Annotated in this window: 17 protein-coding genes and 1 pseudogene; 15 read left to right on the forward strand and 3 right to left on the reverse strand. The window is 71.5% G+C overall.

The genetic code is table 11. The features are described 5' to 3' along the window. Positions 1–173: 173 nt before the first annotated feature. The 3 genes from AC1DY2_RS05260 to AC1DY2_RS05270 form a co-directional block, all read right to left on the reverse strand. A complete protein-coding gene (locus AC1DY2_RS05260; RefSeq protein WP_476761457.1) occupies positions 174–2,225 on the reverse strand; it encodes an amylo-alpha-1,6-glucosidase in 2,052 nt (683 codons plus the stop codon). After that, positions 2,222–2,677 carry an SCP2 sterol-binding domain-containing protein gene (locus tag AC1DY2_RS05265; RefSeq protein WP_476761458.1) on the reverse strand — a complete coding sequence of 152 codons (456 nt, stop codon included), beginning with the start codon at positions 2,675–2,677 and terminating at the stop codon, positions 2,222–2,224. Before AC1DY2_RS05265 ends, AC1DY2_RS05260 begins: the two co-directional genes overlap by 4 nt. Before the next feature lie 83 nt (positions 2,678–2,760). Next, entirely contained in the window at positions 2,761–3,081 is a 321-nt protein-coding gene (locus AC1DY2_RS05270; RefSeq protein ID WP_476761459.1) for a hypothetical protein, read from the reverse strand. A gap of 182 nt (positions 3,082–3,263) precedes the next feature. Between AC1DY2_RS05270 and AC1DY2_RS05275 the strand changes: the two genes are divergently transcribed. The 15 genes and pseudogenes from AC1DY2_RS05275 to AC1DY2_RS05345 form a co-directional block, all read left to right on the forward strand. Further along, positions 3,264–3,467 carry a TraY domain-containing protein gene (locus AC1DY2_RS05275; RefSeq protein WP_476761460.1) on the forward strand — a complete coding sequence of 68 codons (204 nt, stop codon included), beginning with the start codon at positions 3,264–3,266 and terminating at the stop codon, positions 3,465–3,467. After that, complete coding sequence (locus tag AC1DY2_RS05280; protein ID WP_476761461.1) at positions 3,464–3,847, forward strand: type II toxin-antitoxin system death-on-curing family toxin; 384 nt, start codon at positions 3,464–3,466, stop codon at positions 3,845–3,847. Before AC1DY2_RS05275 ends, AC1DY2_RS05280 begins: the two co-directional genes overlap by 4 nt. A gap of 100 nt (positions 3,848–3,947) precedes the next feature. Beyond that, positions 3,948–4,574: an MEDS domain-containing protein gene (locus AC1DY2_RS05285; RefSeq protein ID WP_476761462.1), complete on the forward strand. Its 627-nt coding sequence runs from the start codon at positions 3,948–3,950 to the stop codon at positions 4,572–4,574. 14 nt (positions 4,575–4,588) lie between these two features. Next, complete coding sequence (locus AC1DY2_RS05290; RefSeq protein WP_476761463.1) at positions 4,589–5,578, forward strand: helix-turn-helix transcriptional regulator; 990 nt, start codon at positions 4,589–4,591, stop codon at positions 5,576–5,578. A gap of 168 nt (positions 5,579–5,746) precedes the next feature. Further along, positions 5,747–6,964, forward strand: a complete 1,218-nt coding sequence (locus AC1DY2_RS05295) for an epoxide hydrolase family protein (RefSeq protein WP_476761464.1) — start codon at positions 5,747–5,749, stop codon at positions 6,962–6,964. A gap of 6 nt (positions 6,965–6,970) precedes the next feature. Further along, on the forward strand, positions 6,971–7,948 hold the full coding sequence (locus tag AC1DY2_RS05300) for an alpha/beta fold hydrolase (protein WP_476761465.1): 978 nt from the start codon (positions 6,971–6,973) through the stop codon (positions 7,946–7,948). Continuing rightward, on the forward strand, positions 7,926–9,005 hold the full coding sequence (locus AC1DY2_RS05305; RefSeq protein WP_476761466.1) for a thioredoxin: 1,080 nt from the start codon (positions 7,926–7,928) through the stop codon (positions 9,003–9,005). Before AC1DY2_RS05300 ends, AC1DY2_RS05305 begins: the two co-directional genes overlap by 23 nt. Positions 9,006–9,129: 124 nt before the next feature. Further along, complete coding sequence (locus AC1DY2_RS05310) at positions 9,130–9,591, forward strand: GNAT family N-acetyltransferase (protein ID WP_476761467.1); 462 nt, start codon at positions 9,130–9,132, stop codon at positions 9,589–9,591. A gap of 49 nt (positions 9,592–9,640) precedes the next feature. Then, positions 9,641–10,141, forward strand: a complete 501-nt coding sequence (locus AC1DY2_RS05315; protein ID WP_476761468.1) for a dehydrogenase — start codon at positions 9,641–9,643, stop codon at positions 10,139–10,141. A 108-nt stretch (positions 10,142–10,249) separates the two neighbouring features. After that, positions 10,250–10,734, forward strand: a pseudogene (locus tag AC1DY2_RS05320) (DUF6069 family protein). 61 nt (positions 10,735–10,795) lie between these two features. Further along, positions 10,796–11,950, forward strand: a complete 1,155-nt coding sequence (locus AC1DY2_RS05325; RefSeq protein WP_476761469.1) for a sensor histidine kinase — start codon at positions 10,796–10,798, stop codon at positions 11,948–11,950. After that, positions 11,947–12,561: a response regulator transcription factor gene (locus tag AC1DY2_RS05330; protein ID WP_476761470.1), complete on the forward strand. Its 615-nt coding sequence runs from the start codon at positions 11,947–11,949 to the stop codon at positions 12,559–12,561. The genes AC1DY2_RS05325 and AC1DY2_RS05330 overlap by 4 nt, the downstream gene beginning before the upstream one ends. A 16-nt stretch (positions 12,562–12,577) precedes the next feature. Continuing rightward, positions 12,578–13,651, forward strand: a complete 1,074-nt coding sequence (locus tag AC1DY2_RS05335) for a winged helix DNA-binding domain-containing protein (protein ID WP_476761471.1) — start codon at positions 12,578–12,580, stop codon at positions 13,649–13,651. Then, the gene (locus tag AC1DY2_RS05340) at positions 13,638–14,516 is read left to right on the forward strand and encodes an alpha/beta fold hydrolase (protein WP_476761472.1); all 879 of its coding nucleotides are present in this window, start codon (positions 13,638–13,640) and stop codon (positions 14,514–14,516) included. Before AC1DY2_RS05335 ends, AC1DY2_RS05340 begins: the two co-directional genes overlap by 14 nt. Positions 14,517–14,557: 41 nt before the next feature. After that, a partial coding sequence (locus AC1DY2_RS05345; protein ID WP_476761473.1) for a dihydrofolate reductase family protein occupies positions 14,558–15,032 on the forward strand: 475 nt, incomplete at its 3' end.

A 15,032-nucleotide genomic window follows, 5' to 3' on the forward strand; every position in this document is an offset into this window, starting at 1 on the left:
TTCGGTCACGTGGGAGACCCTGGGCGTCCGCACCGCGGACGGCCTCTACCGCTTCTACCGCGGCCACTACGCGGCGGGCGTCGGCCACCATCTCTTCGCCGAGCCGGATGCCGCGGGCGCGACCCGCCGGTGGCAGGCCTGGCTCGACGCCGTGGCCCCCTGAGGCCACGGGTTCAGGCGTCGCGCCCCACGTCGACGAGCCCGCGCCCGAACGCGTCGAAGCGGCCCCACCGGCCCGGGATGTCGAGCAGCTCGATGCGGCCGATGCCCATGGGTACGGCCGGGTCGACCATGAGGTGCCCGTCCAGGGGCTCCAGGCCGAGCATGGTGCGGAGCAGGAGCAGCGGTGCTCCCGTCGACCACGCCTGGGGGCTGCACGCGGTGGGGTACTGCACCGGATACCGCGTCARCTCGCGCTCGTAGCCGCCGAACGCCTCGGGCAGCCGGCCCGCGAAGAACTGGGCGGCCTCGAGGATGCCGGCGGCGATGCGGGCGGCCTCGGCCTTGAAGCCGTAGCGGCGCAGGCCCCACGCGATGAACGAGTTGTCGAAGGGCCATACCGTGCCGACGTGGTAGCCGATCGGGTTGTACCGCGCCTCGCCCTCCGCGAGGGTGCGCACGCCCCACCCCGAGAACAGCCGCGGCCCGAGCAGGTGCCCGGCGATCGCGGGCGCCTTGTCGTCGTCGACGATGCCGCTCCACAGCAGGTGCCCGATGTTCGACGACAGCACGTCGACCTGCGCGCCGTCGGCGTCGAGCGCGAGCGCGAAGTACTGCCCGTCCTCGACCCAGAAGTCGCGGTTGAAGCGCGACTTCAGCGCAGCGGCATCCGCTTCGAGCTCGTCGGCGAAGTCGGGGTCGTTCCAGAACCGCCGGGCCAGGCGCGCCGCCCGCCGCTTGGCGTCGTAGGCGTAGCCCTGCAGCTCGCAGGTCGCGCGCGGGAATCCGGGCAGCCGGCCGTCGTGGTACGAGATCGAGTCCCAGGAGTCCTTCCAGCACTGGTTCTCGAGGCCGGTCTCGACGTTGCGCCGCTGGTAGGCGATGTAGCCGTTGCCCTGCAGGTCGGCGTAGGTGTCGATCCAGGCGAGCGCGGCGCGCGCCTCCTGCTCGAGGTCGCGCACGAGCTGGGCGTCGCCGGTCCACCGTTCGTACTCGTCGAGGAGCACGACGAAGAGCGGCGTGGCATCCGCGCTGCCGAAGTAGGGGGAGTGCGGGCGCTCCTCGAAGGCGGTCATCTCGCCGTAGCGCATCTCGTGCAGGATGCGACCCGGGTCCTCGTCGCGGAAGTCGTCGACGCGCGTGCCCTGCCACGTGCCGAGCACTCGCAGGGTCGTGGCCGCCAGGTCGGACTCGAAGGGCAGGGTCTGCAGGCTCGTGAGGATGCTGTCGCGGCCGAACATGGTCATGAACCAGGGGAGGCCGGCCGCAGGGAGGCTGCGCGAGCCGGCGATGATCGGCGAGAACCGCAGCGCCGCGAGGTCGACGAGGCTGCGGTGGTACGTCGCGGTGAGCGAGTCGTTGTCGGACACCAGCCGCGGAGCGCGCCCGATCCAGTCGTCGAGGTCCTGCAGCATGTTCCGCAGGGGCGGTGCGCCGCGCGCCGGCCGGGGGACGATCGGCAGCCCGTCGGGTCCGAGCAGGGTCGGCACGACGCGCAGCTCGGTGCTCCACGTGCCGTGCGGTTCGATCCGCACCGTGAAGCTGAGGCCCTGTTCGTCGACCTCCGCCGGCTCGGTCGACGAGATGGTCGTGGTGCGCAGGAACGTGTCGCGCTGGTACGCCAGCACGAGGCGTCCGTCGTCGACCCGCGACCCGGTCGTGCCCTTCTTCTGCAGCGCGTCCTTCACCTCGAACAGGTCGGCGAAGTCGCTGCCCGCGTCGAGGCGCACCGCGAGCTCGACCGCGTGCTCGTCGTGGTTCAGCAGCGTCAGCTGCTCGCGGAATCCGCCCTCGACGACGCGCTGGCGGATGACCGTGAGGTTCGCGTCGACGTACACCGTGCCCGTGCCGGGCACGAGGAAGAACTTCGCCTCGAAGTAGTGCAGGTCGTCCGTCGACAGCGACGTCAGCCGCTCGCCGCCGACGGTGAGCACCCACCGCGAGAGGAACCGCGTGTCGAACGAGAAGAACCCCGTCGGGTCGGTGGGCGACGCCTCGATGTCGCCGCGCCCGTCGCTGACCACGAACGTGTTGCCGTCGAGGATGCGCACGAGATCGTCGGTCATGGCGGTGCTCCTCCGGTTCCGGATGCCTCGCGGCCCGCGGTGTCGGCGCTGGCCCGGTCGACCTCGCCCAGGTCGGCGGCCTCAGCGCTCGTCACGCGCGCCGGCTGTGCCGTACCCCTCGGATGCCCCGGGAAGAGCCGCTGCACGAGCACGAGCACCTCGGGGTCGCCCTCGACGATGAGCGCCCCGCGCAGGAACGCCGCCATCGCCCCCGTGCGACCGCCCACGATCTCCTCGAAGAGGTCCTCGCCGAGGATGACGACGCAGTCCGCGGCGACCTCGCCGTCCTCGGTCGTGACGCGCAGGTCGCCGCGGTCGACGTGCAGCAGCCGATGCTCGACGGATGCCCCGTCGCCGATGTCGAACCGCACGGTGGCACGCACCCGCTCCAGCAGGGGCTCATGCCCCCGCCGGCCCAACTCCTCGAAGAACGCAACGGTCGATGACTTCATCGGGGTTCCCTGGCGCCATCCTACGGTCGCCGACGCCGATGGTCACGGGGTTGTGCGCTCGGCGCGGCCGCGGCCGCGGTCTCCTAGGCCGACGGCGCGGCGGTCACGCGGAGGCGACCGCGGACGAACGGGAGCGCCGGTGCGCGGTATCGGAGCCCCGGCGGGTCGGTCGGGGCCAGCCGAATCTCGGCGCGGCCGAAGCGCCACATGCGGTTGAACAGGTACACCCCGATCGTCACGTTCTCGTCAGCGGGCACCTGCCACGTGCCGATGCCCCACTGGGCCGGGTGGCCGAGTCCCGCGATGACCAGGGTCGGTCGGATCCCGCCGTAGAGGGCGAACCACGGCTTGTGCAGCGTCAGTTCGATGCGGCGGGTGGACCGTTCGTCGGACTCGGCGGGCATCAACGGCGCTCGACCGGTTGGAACGTCACGTGCGTCTCCCGACTGCTGACGGCACGGGCAGGGCGCGCCTGAAGCCTGATCAGCGTAACCCGGCGAACGGGCCATCGCCCCGGGATGCGGTGAAGGGTGATACCGGTCTGATACCACTGCGGTAGGATCGTCCCGAACGTGAAGGATAAGCCATGGCCATGACCCTGCGGCTCGATGAGGAACACGACCGCCTGCTCCAGGCACTCGCCACGAGGTACGGGCGCTCGAAGACCGAGGTCGTCGAGATCGCGCTCGAGGAGCTCGCGGTCCGCGCCGACAAGTCGGCACGGACGAAGGCGGCATTCGAACGCGTTCGCACTCGTGACGCCGACCTGCTCGATCGCCTGGCCCGGTGACCGAGTACCTCGATCCCGAGGATGTGGAGGCGCTCCTCCACGAAGAGGGCTTCCACTACAAGGACGGCGCCCGCGGCCGCAACCTGCTGCTCTCGGCGCTCGCCACGCCCATGCCCGTCTTCGGCGAGGAGGTGCATCCCACGCTCGAGGAGAAGGCCGCGACGCTTCTTCTGGCGGTGAATCGAAATCACGCGCTCGCCGACGGCAACAAGCGACTGGCCTGGTTCGTGGCGGTCGCGTTCCTCGAGCTGAACGGCGTCGACCTCGTGGTCGATGACGTCGACGCAACCGACCGGTTCCTGCGCGCGGTCGCTGCAGGCGAAGTCGAGATGGACGACCTCGTGGACTGGGTTCGCGAACGGATTCGTACGCTCGAGTAGCGCAAGACGGTTCGACGACGATCTCGGTCGATGACATTTCGGGCGCGAGGGAGCATGCTTTTCCACAGGTCCGTTGTTCACCTGGGACGGAAGAGCGAACATGCCCCCTGAGTTCCCGAGCGCCCCCGAGCCCGTCACGTTCGCCGGGGGAGTGCTCGACCCGTACCGGCACGTGTGTGCATTCGTGGACGCGCCGTGGCAGGATCCCGTCTTCGACCCGTTCATCTCCGACGGCGTGGACCGGGGCGATCGCCTGCTCTACCTCGTCGATCCCGCGGCATCCGCTGCGCCGGTCAATCGGTTGCGTCGGCTCGGCTTCGACGCCGGCGCCCTGCTCGAGGACCACCGTGCGGAGGTGCGCACCTGGACCGAGACCTACCTGAAGGGCGGCAGCTTCGATCAGGCGGCGATGCTCGACGTGCTCGACGAGGTGCTCGTCGCCCAGCGGTCGCCGCGCATCCGCATGCTGTGCGACATGGGCTGGGCCGCGGGCCGCGCCGACCTCGACGACCTCATCGAGTTCGAGGCGAAGGCGAACTTCATCCACGCCCAGCACGACCATCTCGTGATCTGCTCGTACGAGGCGACGAAGTTCGACGGCGCCTTCGTCGTCGACATCCTGCGCACCCACCCCATGGTGCTGATCGGCGGGATGCTGCAGGAGAACCCGTTCTTCGTCCCGCCGTCCGAGTTCCTGGGAGAGCGCGACGCACGAGCGGCGAGCTGAGCGGCGCCGCCGACATGGATGCCGCGTCCGCACGTTCGGCTGACGAGATCCGGCCTGCGCCGGCGGGGCCGCCCACCCAGGACGGCCCGGCGGTCGACACCCGGCGCTGGCTCCGCGACCTGGGTGCGCTTCTCGCCCTGCCCGCGATGTGGGTCGACCACGAACCGCCCGAGATCGCGACGGGCCTGCTCAGCGTGCTCTTCGGGATCCTGCAGCTCGACGGCGCGTATGCGCGATTCGACGACGCGCAGGATGACGGTCGGCCGCTGGAGTCGTGGCGGCCGACGGGCGGGCGGTTGCCGGTCGAGCTGCGGTCCGTGCTCGAGGCCGACCCGGCTCCGACGCCGGGCCTGACGGCGACGGACGTCCCGGTGGACGAGGTCGGCACGCTGCGGGTCGTGAGCCTGCCGATCGCGCTGCCGTGGGAGACCGGGCTCGTGCTCGTGTCGGCTCGCCGCGCCGACTTCCCGAACGAGATGGAGACGCACCTCCTTCGCGTGGCCGTGAGCCAGGCCGCCATCGCCGTGCACACTGCGCGGCGGATCCGCCGGGAGCATGCCGCGCGCCTCGAGGCGGAGGCGGCGCTGTCGCGCCAGCACGAGGTGCTCCGTGTGCTCGTCCAGGACGCCGAACCCTCGCTCGCCGCGATCTCCCGTCGCATGGCGGATGCCTCGCGGCTGGTCGCCGAGGTCGAGTCCGCGCATGCGGCGTCGTGGCGTCGTGCCGGCACGACCGCGTCGCCCGCGGCATCCGACCGGCACGGAAATGGAAACGGAACCGGGAACGGCACCGGCGTCGATCCCTCGCCGCAGCCGTCGTTGACCCGCCGCGAGATGGAGGTGCTGGGGCTGCTCGCGCAGGGCCTCAGCAACAAGGAGATCGCCGGCGTGATGTGGCTGAGCGACCGCACCGTCGAGCGCCACATCACGAGCCTCTATCGCAAGATCGGCGTGGCCCGCCGCAGCGAGGCGACCGCCTTCGCCCTCCGGAACGGCATGGGGTAGGTCCTGCGACGGCGGCCGATTCCCGCGATGGCGGTATGAGGGGTTCCCCTCAAGTCCTGCCTCGAGCGGCCCCGAATTGGCGAGGCCTACGGACGCCCTCGCGATCGCGCAGCGGGAGTCTCGAAGTGCGGCACCGGCCGCCACCATCGCCGAAGGAGCACGTACGCCATGACCATCACCGAACCCCGCCCCGACGCGGAGCACCGCGAAGACGACACCTCGATCCGCCCGTTCACCGTCGCATTCCCCGACTCCGACCTCGAGGACCTGCGCCGCCGCATCCACGAGACCCGCTGGCCCGACCGGGAGATCGTCAGCGACACCTCCCAGGGCGTGCAGCTCGACGTCATGACCGAGCTCGCCCGGCGCTGGGAGGCGTACGACTGGCGCACCGCTGAGGCCCGCCTCAACGAGCTGCCCCAGTTCATCACCGAGATCGACGGCGTCGACATCCACTTCATCCACGTGCGCTCGCAGCATCCGGGCGCCCTGCCGATGATCGTGACCCATGGATGGCCGGGGTCGATCATCGAGCAGCTGAAGATCGTCGGCCCGCTCACCGACCCCACCGCCCACGGCGCCAGCGCCGAGGACGCGTTCGACCTCGTCATCCCGTCGCTGCCCGGGCACGGCTTCTCCGGCAAGCCCACCGAGACCGGCTGGGACCCGATCCGCATCGCACGCGCCTGGATCGAGCTCATGCGACGCCTCGGCTACGACCGCTACGTCGCCCAGGGCGGCGACTGGGGCAATGCCGTGACCGAGCAGATGGCCCTGCTCGAGCCCGAGGGGCTCGTCGGCATCCATACCAACATGCCCGCGACCATTCCCGACGCGATCCAGACCGCGCTGACGAACGGCGAAGCGCCGCCCGAGGACCTCTCGGCCGAGGAGCGCGGCGCCTGGGACCAGCTCGCGTTCTTCTACGCGCACGGCCTCGCCTACGCGCAGGAGATGGGCAACCGTCCGCAGACCCTGTACGGGATYGCGGACTCGCCGGTGGGCCTCGCCGCGTGGATGCTCGATCACGACGCCCGCAGCTACGACCTGATCGCGCGGGTGTTCGACGGGGCATCCGAGGGACTGACCGCCGATGACATCCTCGACAACGTGACGCTCTACTGGCTCACGAACACGGCGGTCTCGTCGGCGCGGCTGTACTGGGAGAGCAAGCTCCCCTTCTTCGCGCCCAAGGGCGTCAAGCTGCCGGTCGCCGTGAGCGTGTTCCCCGACGAGATCTACGCCGCACCGCGCAGCTGGGCGACGCAGGCGTACCCGAACCTCATCCACTTCAACCGCCTCGAGCGCGGCGGCCACTTCGCGGCGTGGGAGCAGCCCGAGCTGTTCTCGCAGGAGATGCGCGCCGCGTTCCGGTCGCTGCGGTGATCCGGCATGGCTGACGCGGGATCGTTCGCGAGCATCCGGCAGGTCGACGCCGGTGCCCTGAGCGTGGGCTACGCCGAGGTGGGGCCGTCGGACGGCCCGGCGGTGCTGCTGCTGCACGGATGGCCGTATGACATCCACAGCTACCTGGATGCCTCGGGGCAGCTCGCCGCGCAGGGGTTCCGCGTGATCGTGCCGCACCTCAGGGGGTACGGCTCCACGCGCTTCCTCCATGACGACGCACCCAGGAACGGCCAGCAGGCGGCCCTGGCGTTCGACGCCATCGCCCTGCTCGACGCGCTCGGCATCGAGCAGGCGGTCGTCGGCGGCTTCGACTGGGGTGCGCGGTCGGCGGACATCGTGGCGGCGCTCTGGCCCGACCGGACGCGCGCGCTCGTGGCCGTGAGCGGCTACTTGATCGGCGACCCGGCGGTCAACCGTCGCCCGTTGCCGCCGGCGGCCGAGCTCTCGTGGTGGTACCAGTTCTACTTCGCCACCGACCGCGGGCGCGACGGCTACGACCAGTACCGCGACGACTTCGCGCGCCTGATCTGGCACACGGCGTCACCGGGGTGGGGCTTCGACGATGCGACGTTCGCGCGCAGCGCCGCATCCTTCGACAATCCCGACCACGTGGCGATCGTCGTGCACAACTACCGCTGGCGGCTCGGACTCGCCGAGGGCGAGTCGCGCTACGACGACGTCGAACGACGACTGGCCGCCACGCCGTCGATCGCCGTGCCGACCATCACGATGGAGGGCGACGCGAACGGTGCGCCGCATCCGCAACCCGAGTCGTACGCCGGCCGGTTCACCGGGCCGTACGAGCACCGTCTCATCACCGGGGGCGTCGGGCACAACCTGCCGCAGGAGGCGCCCGAGGCGTTCGCCACGGCGATCGCGGATGCGGCGGGGATGGCTGACGCGAGCATGGCCACCGTGCCCCAGACGACTGGAGGAACAGATGTCCGATCACATCGAGAATGAGGAGGYGGTCGCCGCGACCGTCATGAGGGAGGGCCGCGGCGGCCTGTTCCGCTCGCTCGCGCACCGGCTCGCGGGGGATCAGGAGGTGCTCCCCGACGAGGGGCGCCTGCCGTCGTTCGACCGGGCGACGAGCTGGCTGAACTCCGAGCCGCTGACGCCGGCGGGCCTGCGCGGCCGCGTGGTCCTCGTCGACTTCTGGACGTACACGTGCATCAACTGGCTGCGCACGTTCCCGTACCTGAAGGCATGGGCCGAGAAGTACGCGGATGTCGGGTTGACGATCGTCGGCGTGCACACGCCCGAGTTCGGCTTCGAGCACGAACTGCGCAACGTCATCGCGCAGTCGGGCGCGCTCGGCGTGCAGTATCCGATCGCGGTCGACAGCGACTACGGCGTCTGGAACGAGTTCGCGAACCACTACTGGCCCGCGGTCTACATCGCCGACGCCGAGGGCCGCCTGCGCTACCACCACTTCGGCGAGGGCGAGTACGCCCGCACCGAGATGGTGATCCAGCAGCTCCTCGTCGAGGCCGGCGCGCAGGGCGTCGACATGGACCTCGTCATGGTCGACCCGCAGGGGCTCGAGGTGGCCGCCGACTGGCGTTCGCTGCGGTCGCCCGAGACCTACCTCGGCTACGGCCAGAGCAGCGGATTCCTCGCGGAGGACGCCGCGCTCTACGACCGTCCGCACGACTACGAGGGGGCCGACGGCCTGCCGCTCAACTCGTGGACCCTCACGGGCGTCTGGACGCAGGCGCAGCACGCCGCGGTGCTCAACCAGGCGGGCGGGCGCATCTCGTTCGCCTTCCAGGCGCGCGACGTGAACCTGGTGATGGGACCGGCGACGGTGGGTGCGTCCATCCCGTTCCGGGTGCGGCTCGACGGGCGGGAGCTCGACGGTGCGAACGGCACCGACGTGGATGCCGACGGACGGGGCGTGGTGCGGGACCAGAACACGTACCAGCTGGTCCGGCAGCCGGGCGAGGTCGAGGAGCGGGTCTTCGAGATCGAGTTCCTCGAGGCCGGAGCGGAGGCGTACTGCTTCACGTTCGGGTGAGCGGCGGTCAAGGTGGCGTGCTGAGCAATACCGTCGCGGTGGTCACACCACGGCCGACCGGCCGGTCAGTGCTCATGACCGGTTCGGCCGGGCCGGGAGCAGCGCAAGGCGACAGGAGAGCCCCATGAGCACAGGAGATGCGTCGGAGCGGATCGAGTACCCCGATTCGGCGGGATACCCCGACGGCACCGGATTCCTCGACGAGGGCACCGAGCAGCTGGTCGACGAGGTGACCGCCGACGCCGTTCGTGCGGTGGACCGGCCGTCGGCCGACGCGGCATCCGAGGTCGAGGTGCACCGTCGTGACGACGAGCACGCGTACGTCGCCGTGCTCGACGGCGTCGAGGTCGCGAGCATCCGCTATGACCAGCTCGACGGCCGGATCGTCGTGCAGACGACGACGGTCGAGCCCGAGTTCCGAGGGCGCGGCATCGCCACCGACCTGATCGCCGATGCGCTCGACGACCTGCGCGAACGCCGGATGCCGGTCACGGTGCGCTGCCCGGTCGTGGCGGCGTTCATCGCGGGGAACCCGCAGTACGCCGACGTGCTCGATGCGCAGCATCCGGAGCCGCCCTCGCCGTAGTCGTCGCGATTCCGCGAGAATGGAAGGAGACGTGAAGGGGCCTGACATCATGAGCGAGCTGACGACGGACGCGACGACGGATGCTGCAGTGACGGATGCTGCGGCGACGACCCTGCCCGGCCGGGGCGCGACGACCACCCCGCACGGCCCCGGCCATCACGCGATCGGCTGCCCCGAGTGCTTCGAGGAGCTGCAGCGCAACCGCGACTGGTGGAAGGCCCGGCCCGAGGGCTCGCGGCTCGTCGGGCTGGTGGTCGCTCGCGACGACATGCCGTCGGTCGTGCAGCAGCGCAACGACCTCGCCGCGTTCGGCGTGGCGATCCTCGACTTCAAGCACCCCGCGCCCGAGGGCACGATGACGTGGGAGCAGCGGTTCGGCCTGCTGTTCGAGACGCTTCGCGCCGGCGACGTGCTCGTCGTGGCGAACGAGCGTGCACTCGGCAGCACGTCCGAGGAGGTCGCGCGTACCATCCGCACCCTGCAGCGGCACAACCTCGTCGTCAAGGTGCTGAGCCACGGCGCCCCGCATCTCGAGACGGCGTCGCTCTAGGCTCCCGCACGCGCGTCTCCCGCCCACTCGGCGCGAGGACATTCCTCACGCCGAACCGGTGACATTCGACCCTGCCGAGCGAGCCGCATGGTTCGTAGCGTCGAGGGCATGAACGAGACGACCAAGCAGAGCTCCACCTCCGTCACCACGGCGGGCCTCGGCCGAGCGGATGCCTCCGGCACCGGCCGCCGCCGCCTCTTCCGGGCGGCGACCGTCGCACTGGCGATCGTGCTGCCACTGCTCGTGTGGGCGATCGCGGTGCCGCTCGCCGGACTCGAGCTCGTCGCAGGGTCCGGGCCGACGGCGCAAGCCGTCGGGCCCGCCTCGATCGTGTCCGCGGTGCTCGTCGCCGGCCTCGCCGCGTGGGGCGTGCTCGCCCTGCTCGAGCGGTTCACGACGCGCAGCGGCCGCACCTCGCCATCGTCGGCTGGACGGTGCTCGCGCTCTCGCTGCTCGGCCCCGTCCTGACGGGCGCGGTCGGCGCCGTGCTCGTCGTGCTCCTCTCGATGCACGTCGTCACCGGCGCCACTCTCGTGATCGGGCTTCCGCTCGCGGCTCGGCGACGGCGGCACATCCGCGCAGGTGGTGAGTAGATTGGCGAGCGGAGCGGACCCCGACCGGGGCCACGGCCCGGGGACGAGTGACACGATGACGATGAGCGGCACCCTCGACGACGCCGAGCTGCGAAGGACGGCGACCTGGCTCGCGTACCGGCCGGGCCCATGGCTGGCGCTGGTCGCGGCGCCGGTGCTCCTCGTCGCCCCGCTCGTGACGGCCGTCGCGGCCGGGGAGTGGGCACGCATCGGGTACGTGGTGCTGCTCGGCGCCGTCTTCGGGGTCACCGTGTCRCTGCCCTTCGGCTCGCGGCGCCGGCCCAGCGCGGTGAGCGAGATCGTGTTCGTCGCACTGCTCCTGCTCTGCACCGGATACCTCGTGCTGTGGCCCACGGGCCAGGCGCTGCTGTTCCCGCTCCTCGCCGTGGCCGCGTCGATCGCCATCCGCCGGCGATGGGCCATGGGCATGGTCGGCGCCATCGCCGTCAGCGGCGCCCTCGCCGTGGGCTTCGAGACGTGGTCGCTCGAGGCGGCGGTGCTCGTGGGATTCGCCGCGTTCGCGGGCGGGGCGGGCAACTACCTCGTGCAGTACTACGTCGCGCTGACGCGTGAGCTCGACCGCACGAGGGAACGCCTCGCGGTCGTCGCCGTCGGCGAGGAGCGCCTGCGCTTCTCACGCGACCTGCACGACCTGCTCGGCCACTCCCTTTCGGTCATCGCGGTGAAGTCCGAGGCGGCCCGCCGACTCATGTCGCGAGAGCCGGATGCCGCGACGGCGCACATCGCGGAGGTCGAGACCGTTGCCCGCGACGCGCTCGCCGAGGTGCGATCGGTCGTGGCCGGCTCGCGGTCGGTCAGCCTCGCAGAGGAGCTCTCGAATGCACGGCGCACCCTCGAGGATGCCGGCGTCGCGACCTCCGTCGTCGGGTCCCACCGGGTGCTGCCCATCACCGTGGACGCCGTCCTCGGCTGGGTGGTGCGCGAGGGTGCCACCAACGTGCTGCGCCATTCGGCCGCGCGTCGCTGCACGATCGAGGTCGCCGTGACCGAGCAGGGTGCCCGCGTCGAGATCTCCGACGATGGGCCGAACCACGGGCCTGGAGGCATGGCGCGTCCGGGTGCCGCGACGGGGAGCGGGYTGGACGGCCTGCGCGAACGCGTCGAGGCAGTCGGCGGCGAGTTCGGCGTGGAATCGTCGGCCTCGGGATTCCGCCTCAGTGCGATCGTTCCGCTGTCCGAGGAGGCGCATCGGTGAGCGAACCGACGACGATCCTCATCGCCGAGGACCAGCGCATGATGCGCTCGGCGCTCACCACCCTGCTCGACCTCGAGGACGACCTCACGGTCGTCGGCGGGGTCGGACGCGGCGACGAGGTGATCCCCGCGGCGCAGCGTCTGAAGCCCGACATCGTGCTCCTCGACATCGAGCTGCCGGGGCGCAGCGGCCTCGACGTGATCGCGCCGCTGCTCGAGGCGGTGCCCGGCTGCGCCGTGGTGGTGGTGACGACGTTCGGCCGACCGGGCTACCTCGGGCGGGCGCTCGCCGCGGGTGCGCGGGGGTTCCTCGTCAAGGATGACCCGGTCGAGCAGCTCGCGGCCGCGATCCGCCGGGTGTGCGCGGGGGAGCGGGTCGTCGACCCGCAACTGGCCGCCGAGGCGCTCGGCGTCAGCGGCACCACGCTCACCGCGCGGGAGGCCGATGTGCTGCGGGCCTCGGCGACCGGCGCCGCGGTCGTCGACATCGCGCGGCAGCTCTCGCTCTCGCCGAGCACGGTGCGCAACTACCTCTCCAACGCGATCGGCAAGCTGGGCGCGCGGAACCGCATCGAAGCGCTCACGATGGCCCGTGACCGAGGCTGGCTCTGATCGCTACGCTGCACACGTGATCACCGACCGCGACATCGCCCGGTGGCGGCTGCACTCGCAGCTGCTCGCCGCACCTTCCGAGGGGGCCGAGGAGGTGGTGCGCTCGTTGCTGGCGGTGCAGGCCGAGAACCCGTCGCAGTCCGCGTGGGCGGTGGCGACCCGCACCACGTCGCCGCGCCAGGACGACCTCGCCGACGCCCTCGCCGACGGGCGCGTCCTGCGCATCCACGTGCTGCGCTCGACCTGGCACTACGTGCACGCCGACGACGCACAGTGGCTGCAGGAGCTCACCGCGCCGCGGGTGATGCCGGTCTTCGCGCAGCAGCTGCAACCGCTGGCCGATCGGCTGCCCGCACTCGACGACGCCGTCGAGGCGATGCTCGCCGAGTCGCCCGACCGCACACGAAGCGATCTGGCGGCCGCCCTGGCCGAGCGCGGCGACGAGCTCACCGGCCAGCAGCTCATGCTGCTGCTCGGACGCCTCGAGGTGCTCAGCCTCGTGTGCAGCGGAGTGCCGCGCGACGGCGAGCACACGTACGCGCTCTTCGCCGATCGGGTGCCGACACCGAGGCGCCTCGACCGCGACGACGCGCTCGCCGAGATCGCCCTGCGCTACTTCACCTCGCACGGGCCGGCGACCGAGCGCGACCTCGCGTACTGGGCCACGCTCACCGTGACCGACGTCCGTCGCGGGATCGCCGCGGCATCCGACCGGCTCGCCTCGTTCGAGCACGACGGGCGCACGTTCTGGCACGCGCCAGGTGACGCCCCCGCATCCGCGTCGCCGGCCGGCCACCTGCTGCAGGTGCTCGACGAGATGTACCGCGGCTACCAGGACACGCGCTGGGTGCTCGACGCCGATGGGGTCGTGCCGCGGGCCCGCGAAGCCGCGATCGGCATGGCGCTCGTCGACGGGCAGCTCGTCGCCGGCATGAAGCGCACGGTCACCGCGAAGGCGGTCACGTTCTCGTTGCGCCCGCATCGGGTGTTGGGCGGTCGGGATGCGAAGGCGATCGAGGATGCCGCCGAGCGCTACGGCGACTTCCTCGGCCTCGAGGCGCGGGTGGTGTTCGACGATGTCGGGAGCTGACGTGCGAGCGGTGCGGGTCGGCCGTCCCGACGGCGCCACGCTCGCGGCCGAGGCGATCGGCGAGCCGAGGGATCCGGTCGTGCTCCTCGTCGCCGGGGGAGAATCGTCGATGGACTGGTGGCGGCCCGAGTTCTGCGAGCTCATCGCCGATCGCGGGTTCCGCGTGGTGCGGTACGACCAGCGCGGCATGGGGGAGACGAAGCTCGGCCCGCCCGGCACGTGGCGCGACGGACTGCCGGTCGCCGTCGAGGATGCCGTCGCGGTGCTCGACGCGCTCGCGGTGCTCGACGGCGTCGCGGCGCCCGACGCGCACTGGGTGGGGTTCTCGGCGGGCGGGTGGGTCGCGCAACTGGCTGCGCTCAATCACCCCGATCGGGTGCGCGGGCTGACACTCGTGTCCACGAGCCCGACGATGTTCGAGGCCGATCCCGACCTGCCCGGCGCCACCGCTCGCATGCGGGAGGCGTGGGCGAACCCGCTGCCGGAGCCCGACTGGAGCGACCCCGACGCGGTGATCCAGCACCACGTCGACGTCGACCGCGACTACGCCGGCGTCGAGTTCGATGAGGCGCATGACCGCGCGATCTGGACCGACACGGTGCGGCGGTCGCCCGGCATGCACCGCGACGAGGGCGGGGCGGACGTCGTCGAGGACGCTCCGCGCTGGAGGGAGCGCCTGGGCGAGGTCCGGGTGCCCACGACGGTGGTGCACGGCACCGCCGACCCCGTGTTCCCGCCCGGCAACGGGGAGGCGCTGGCGCGCGACATCCGCGGGTCCCGCCTGGTCACGATCCCCGGCGGCGGGCACGAGCTGCCCCCGGCGTCGTGGCGCGCGGTGGTCGACGCGATCACCGGCGCCCCGTGACATCCGGGGCCGAACGGGGCAGGCTGGAGCGCATGGGAACCGTGACGATCTCATTCGAAATGACGCTCGACGGGGTCTTCGACCAGATGGAGCAGTGGTTCGACGAGAACGACCCGGGGCTGCAGCGAGCCTCCGACGAGCTCGTCTTCGGCGCCGACGCGGTGCTGCTCGGCCGCGAGAGCTACGAGTTCTTCCGCGAGTACTGGCCGAAGCAGACCGACGACCGAGGCTTCGCGGCGCACTACAACGCCCTGCCCAAGTACGTCGCGTCGACGACGCTGACCGGTCCGCTCGACTGGAACGCGACGCTCATCGAGGGTGACGTCGCCGAGGCGGTGCGCGGGCTGCGCGAGCAGTACGGGTCGATCATCTCGCATGGCTACGGCGGGCTGGCCGCCACGCTCGTCGACGCCGGCCTGGTCGACGAGATCCGCGCCGGCATCCACCCGTTCATGGTCGGCACCGACGGGCAGCGGCTGACCACGCCGCATCCCGTCGGTCTGCGACTGCTCGGCG

The sequence above is a fragment of the Agromyces sp. P1_H4 genome (assembly GCF_056405255.1).

What these genes read in the sequence shown, in the direction of transcription:
- AC1DY2_RS05340 (WP_476761472.1), top strand. Translation starts at nt 13,638, where the DNA reads ATGTCGGGAGCTGACGTGCGAGCGGTGCGGGTCGGCCGTCCCGACGGC.
- AC1DY2_RS05300 (WP_476761465.1), top strand. Translation starts at nt 6,971, where the DNA reads ATGGCTGACGCGGGATCGTTCGCGAGCATCCGGCAGGTCGACGCCGGT.
- AC1DY2_RS05270 (WP_476761459.1), bottom strand. Translation starts at nt 3,081, where the DNA reads ATGCCCGCCGAGTCCGACGAACGGTCCACCCGCCGCATCGAACTGACG.
- AC1DY2_RS05265 (WP_476761458.1), bottom strand. Translation starts at nt 2,677, where the DNA reads ATGAAGTCATCGACCGTTGCGTTCTTCGAGGAGTTGGGCCGGCGGGGG.
- AC1DY2_RS05315 (WP_476761468.1), top strand. Translation starts at nt 9,641, where the DNA reads ATGAGCGAGCTGACGACGGACGCGACGACGGATGCTGCAGTGACGGAT.
- AC1DY2_RS05275 (WP_476761460.1), top strand. Translation starts at nt 3,264, where the DNA reads ATGGCCATGACCCTGCGGCTCGATGAGGAACACGACCGCCTGCTCCAG.
- AC1DY2_RS05310 (WP_476761467.1), top strand. Translation starts at nt 9,130, where the DNA reads ATGAGCACAGGAGATGCGTCGGAGCGGATCGAGTACCCCGATTCGGCG.
- AC1DY2_RS05290 (WP_476761463.1), top strand. Translation starts at nt 4,589, where the DNA reads ATGGATGCCGCGTCCGCACGTTCGGCTGACGAGATCCGGCCTGCGCCG.
- AC1DY2_RS05285 (WP_476761462.1), top strand. Translation starts at nt 3,948, where the DNA reads ATGCCCCCTGAGTTCCCGAGCGCCCCCGAGCCCGTCACGTTCGCCGGG.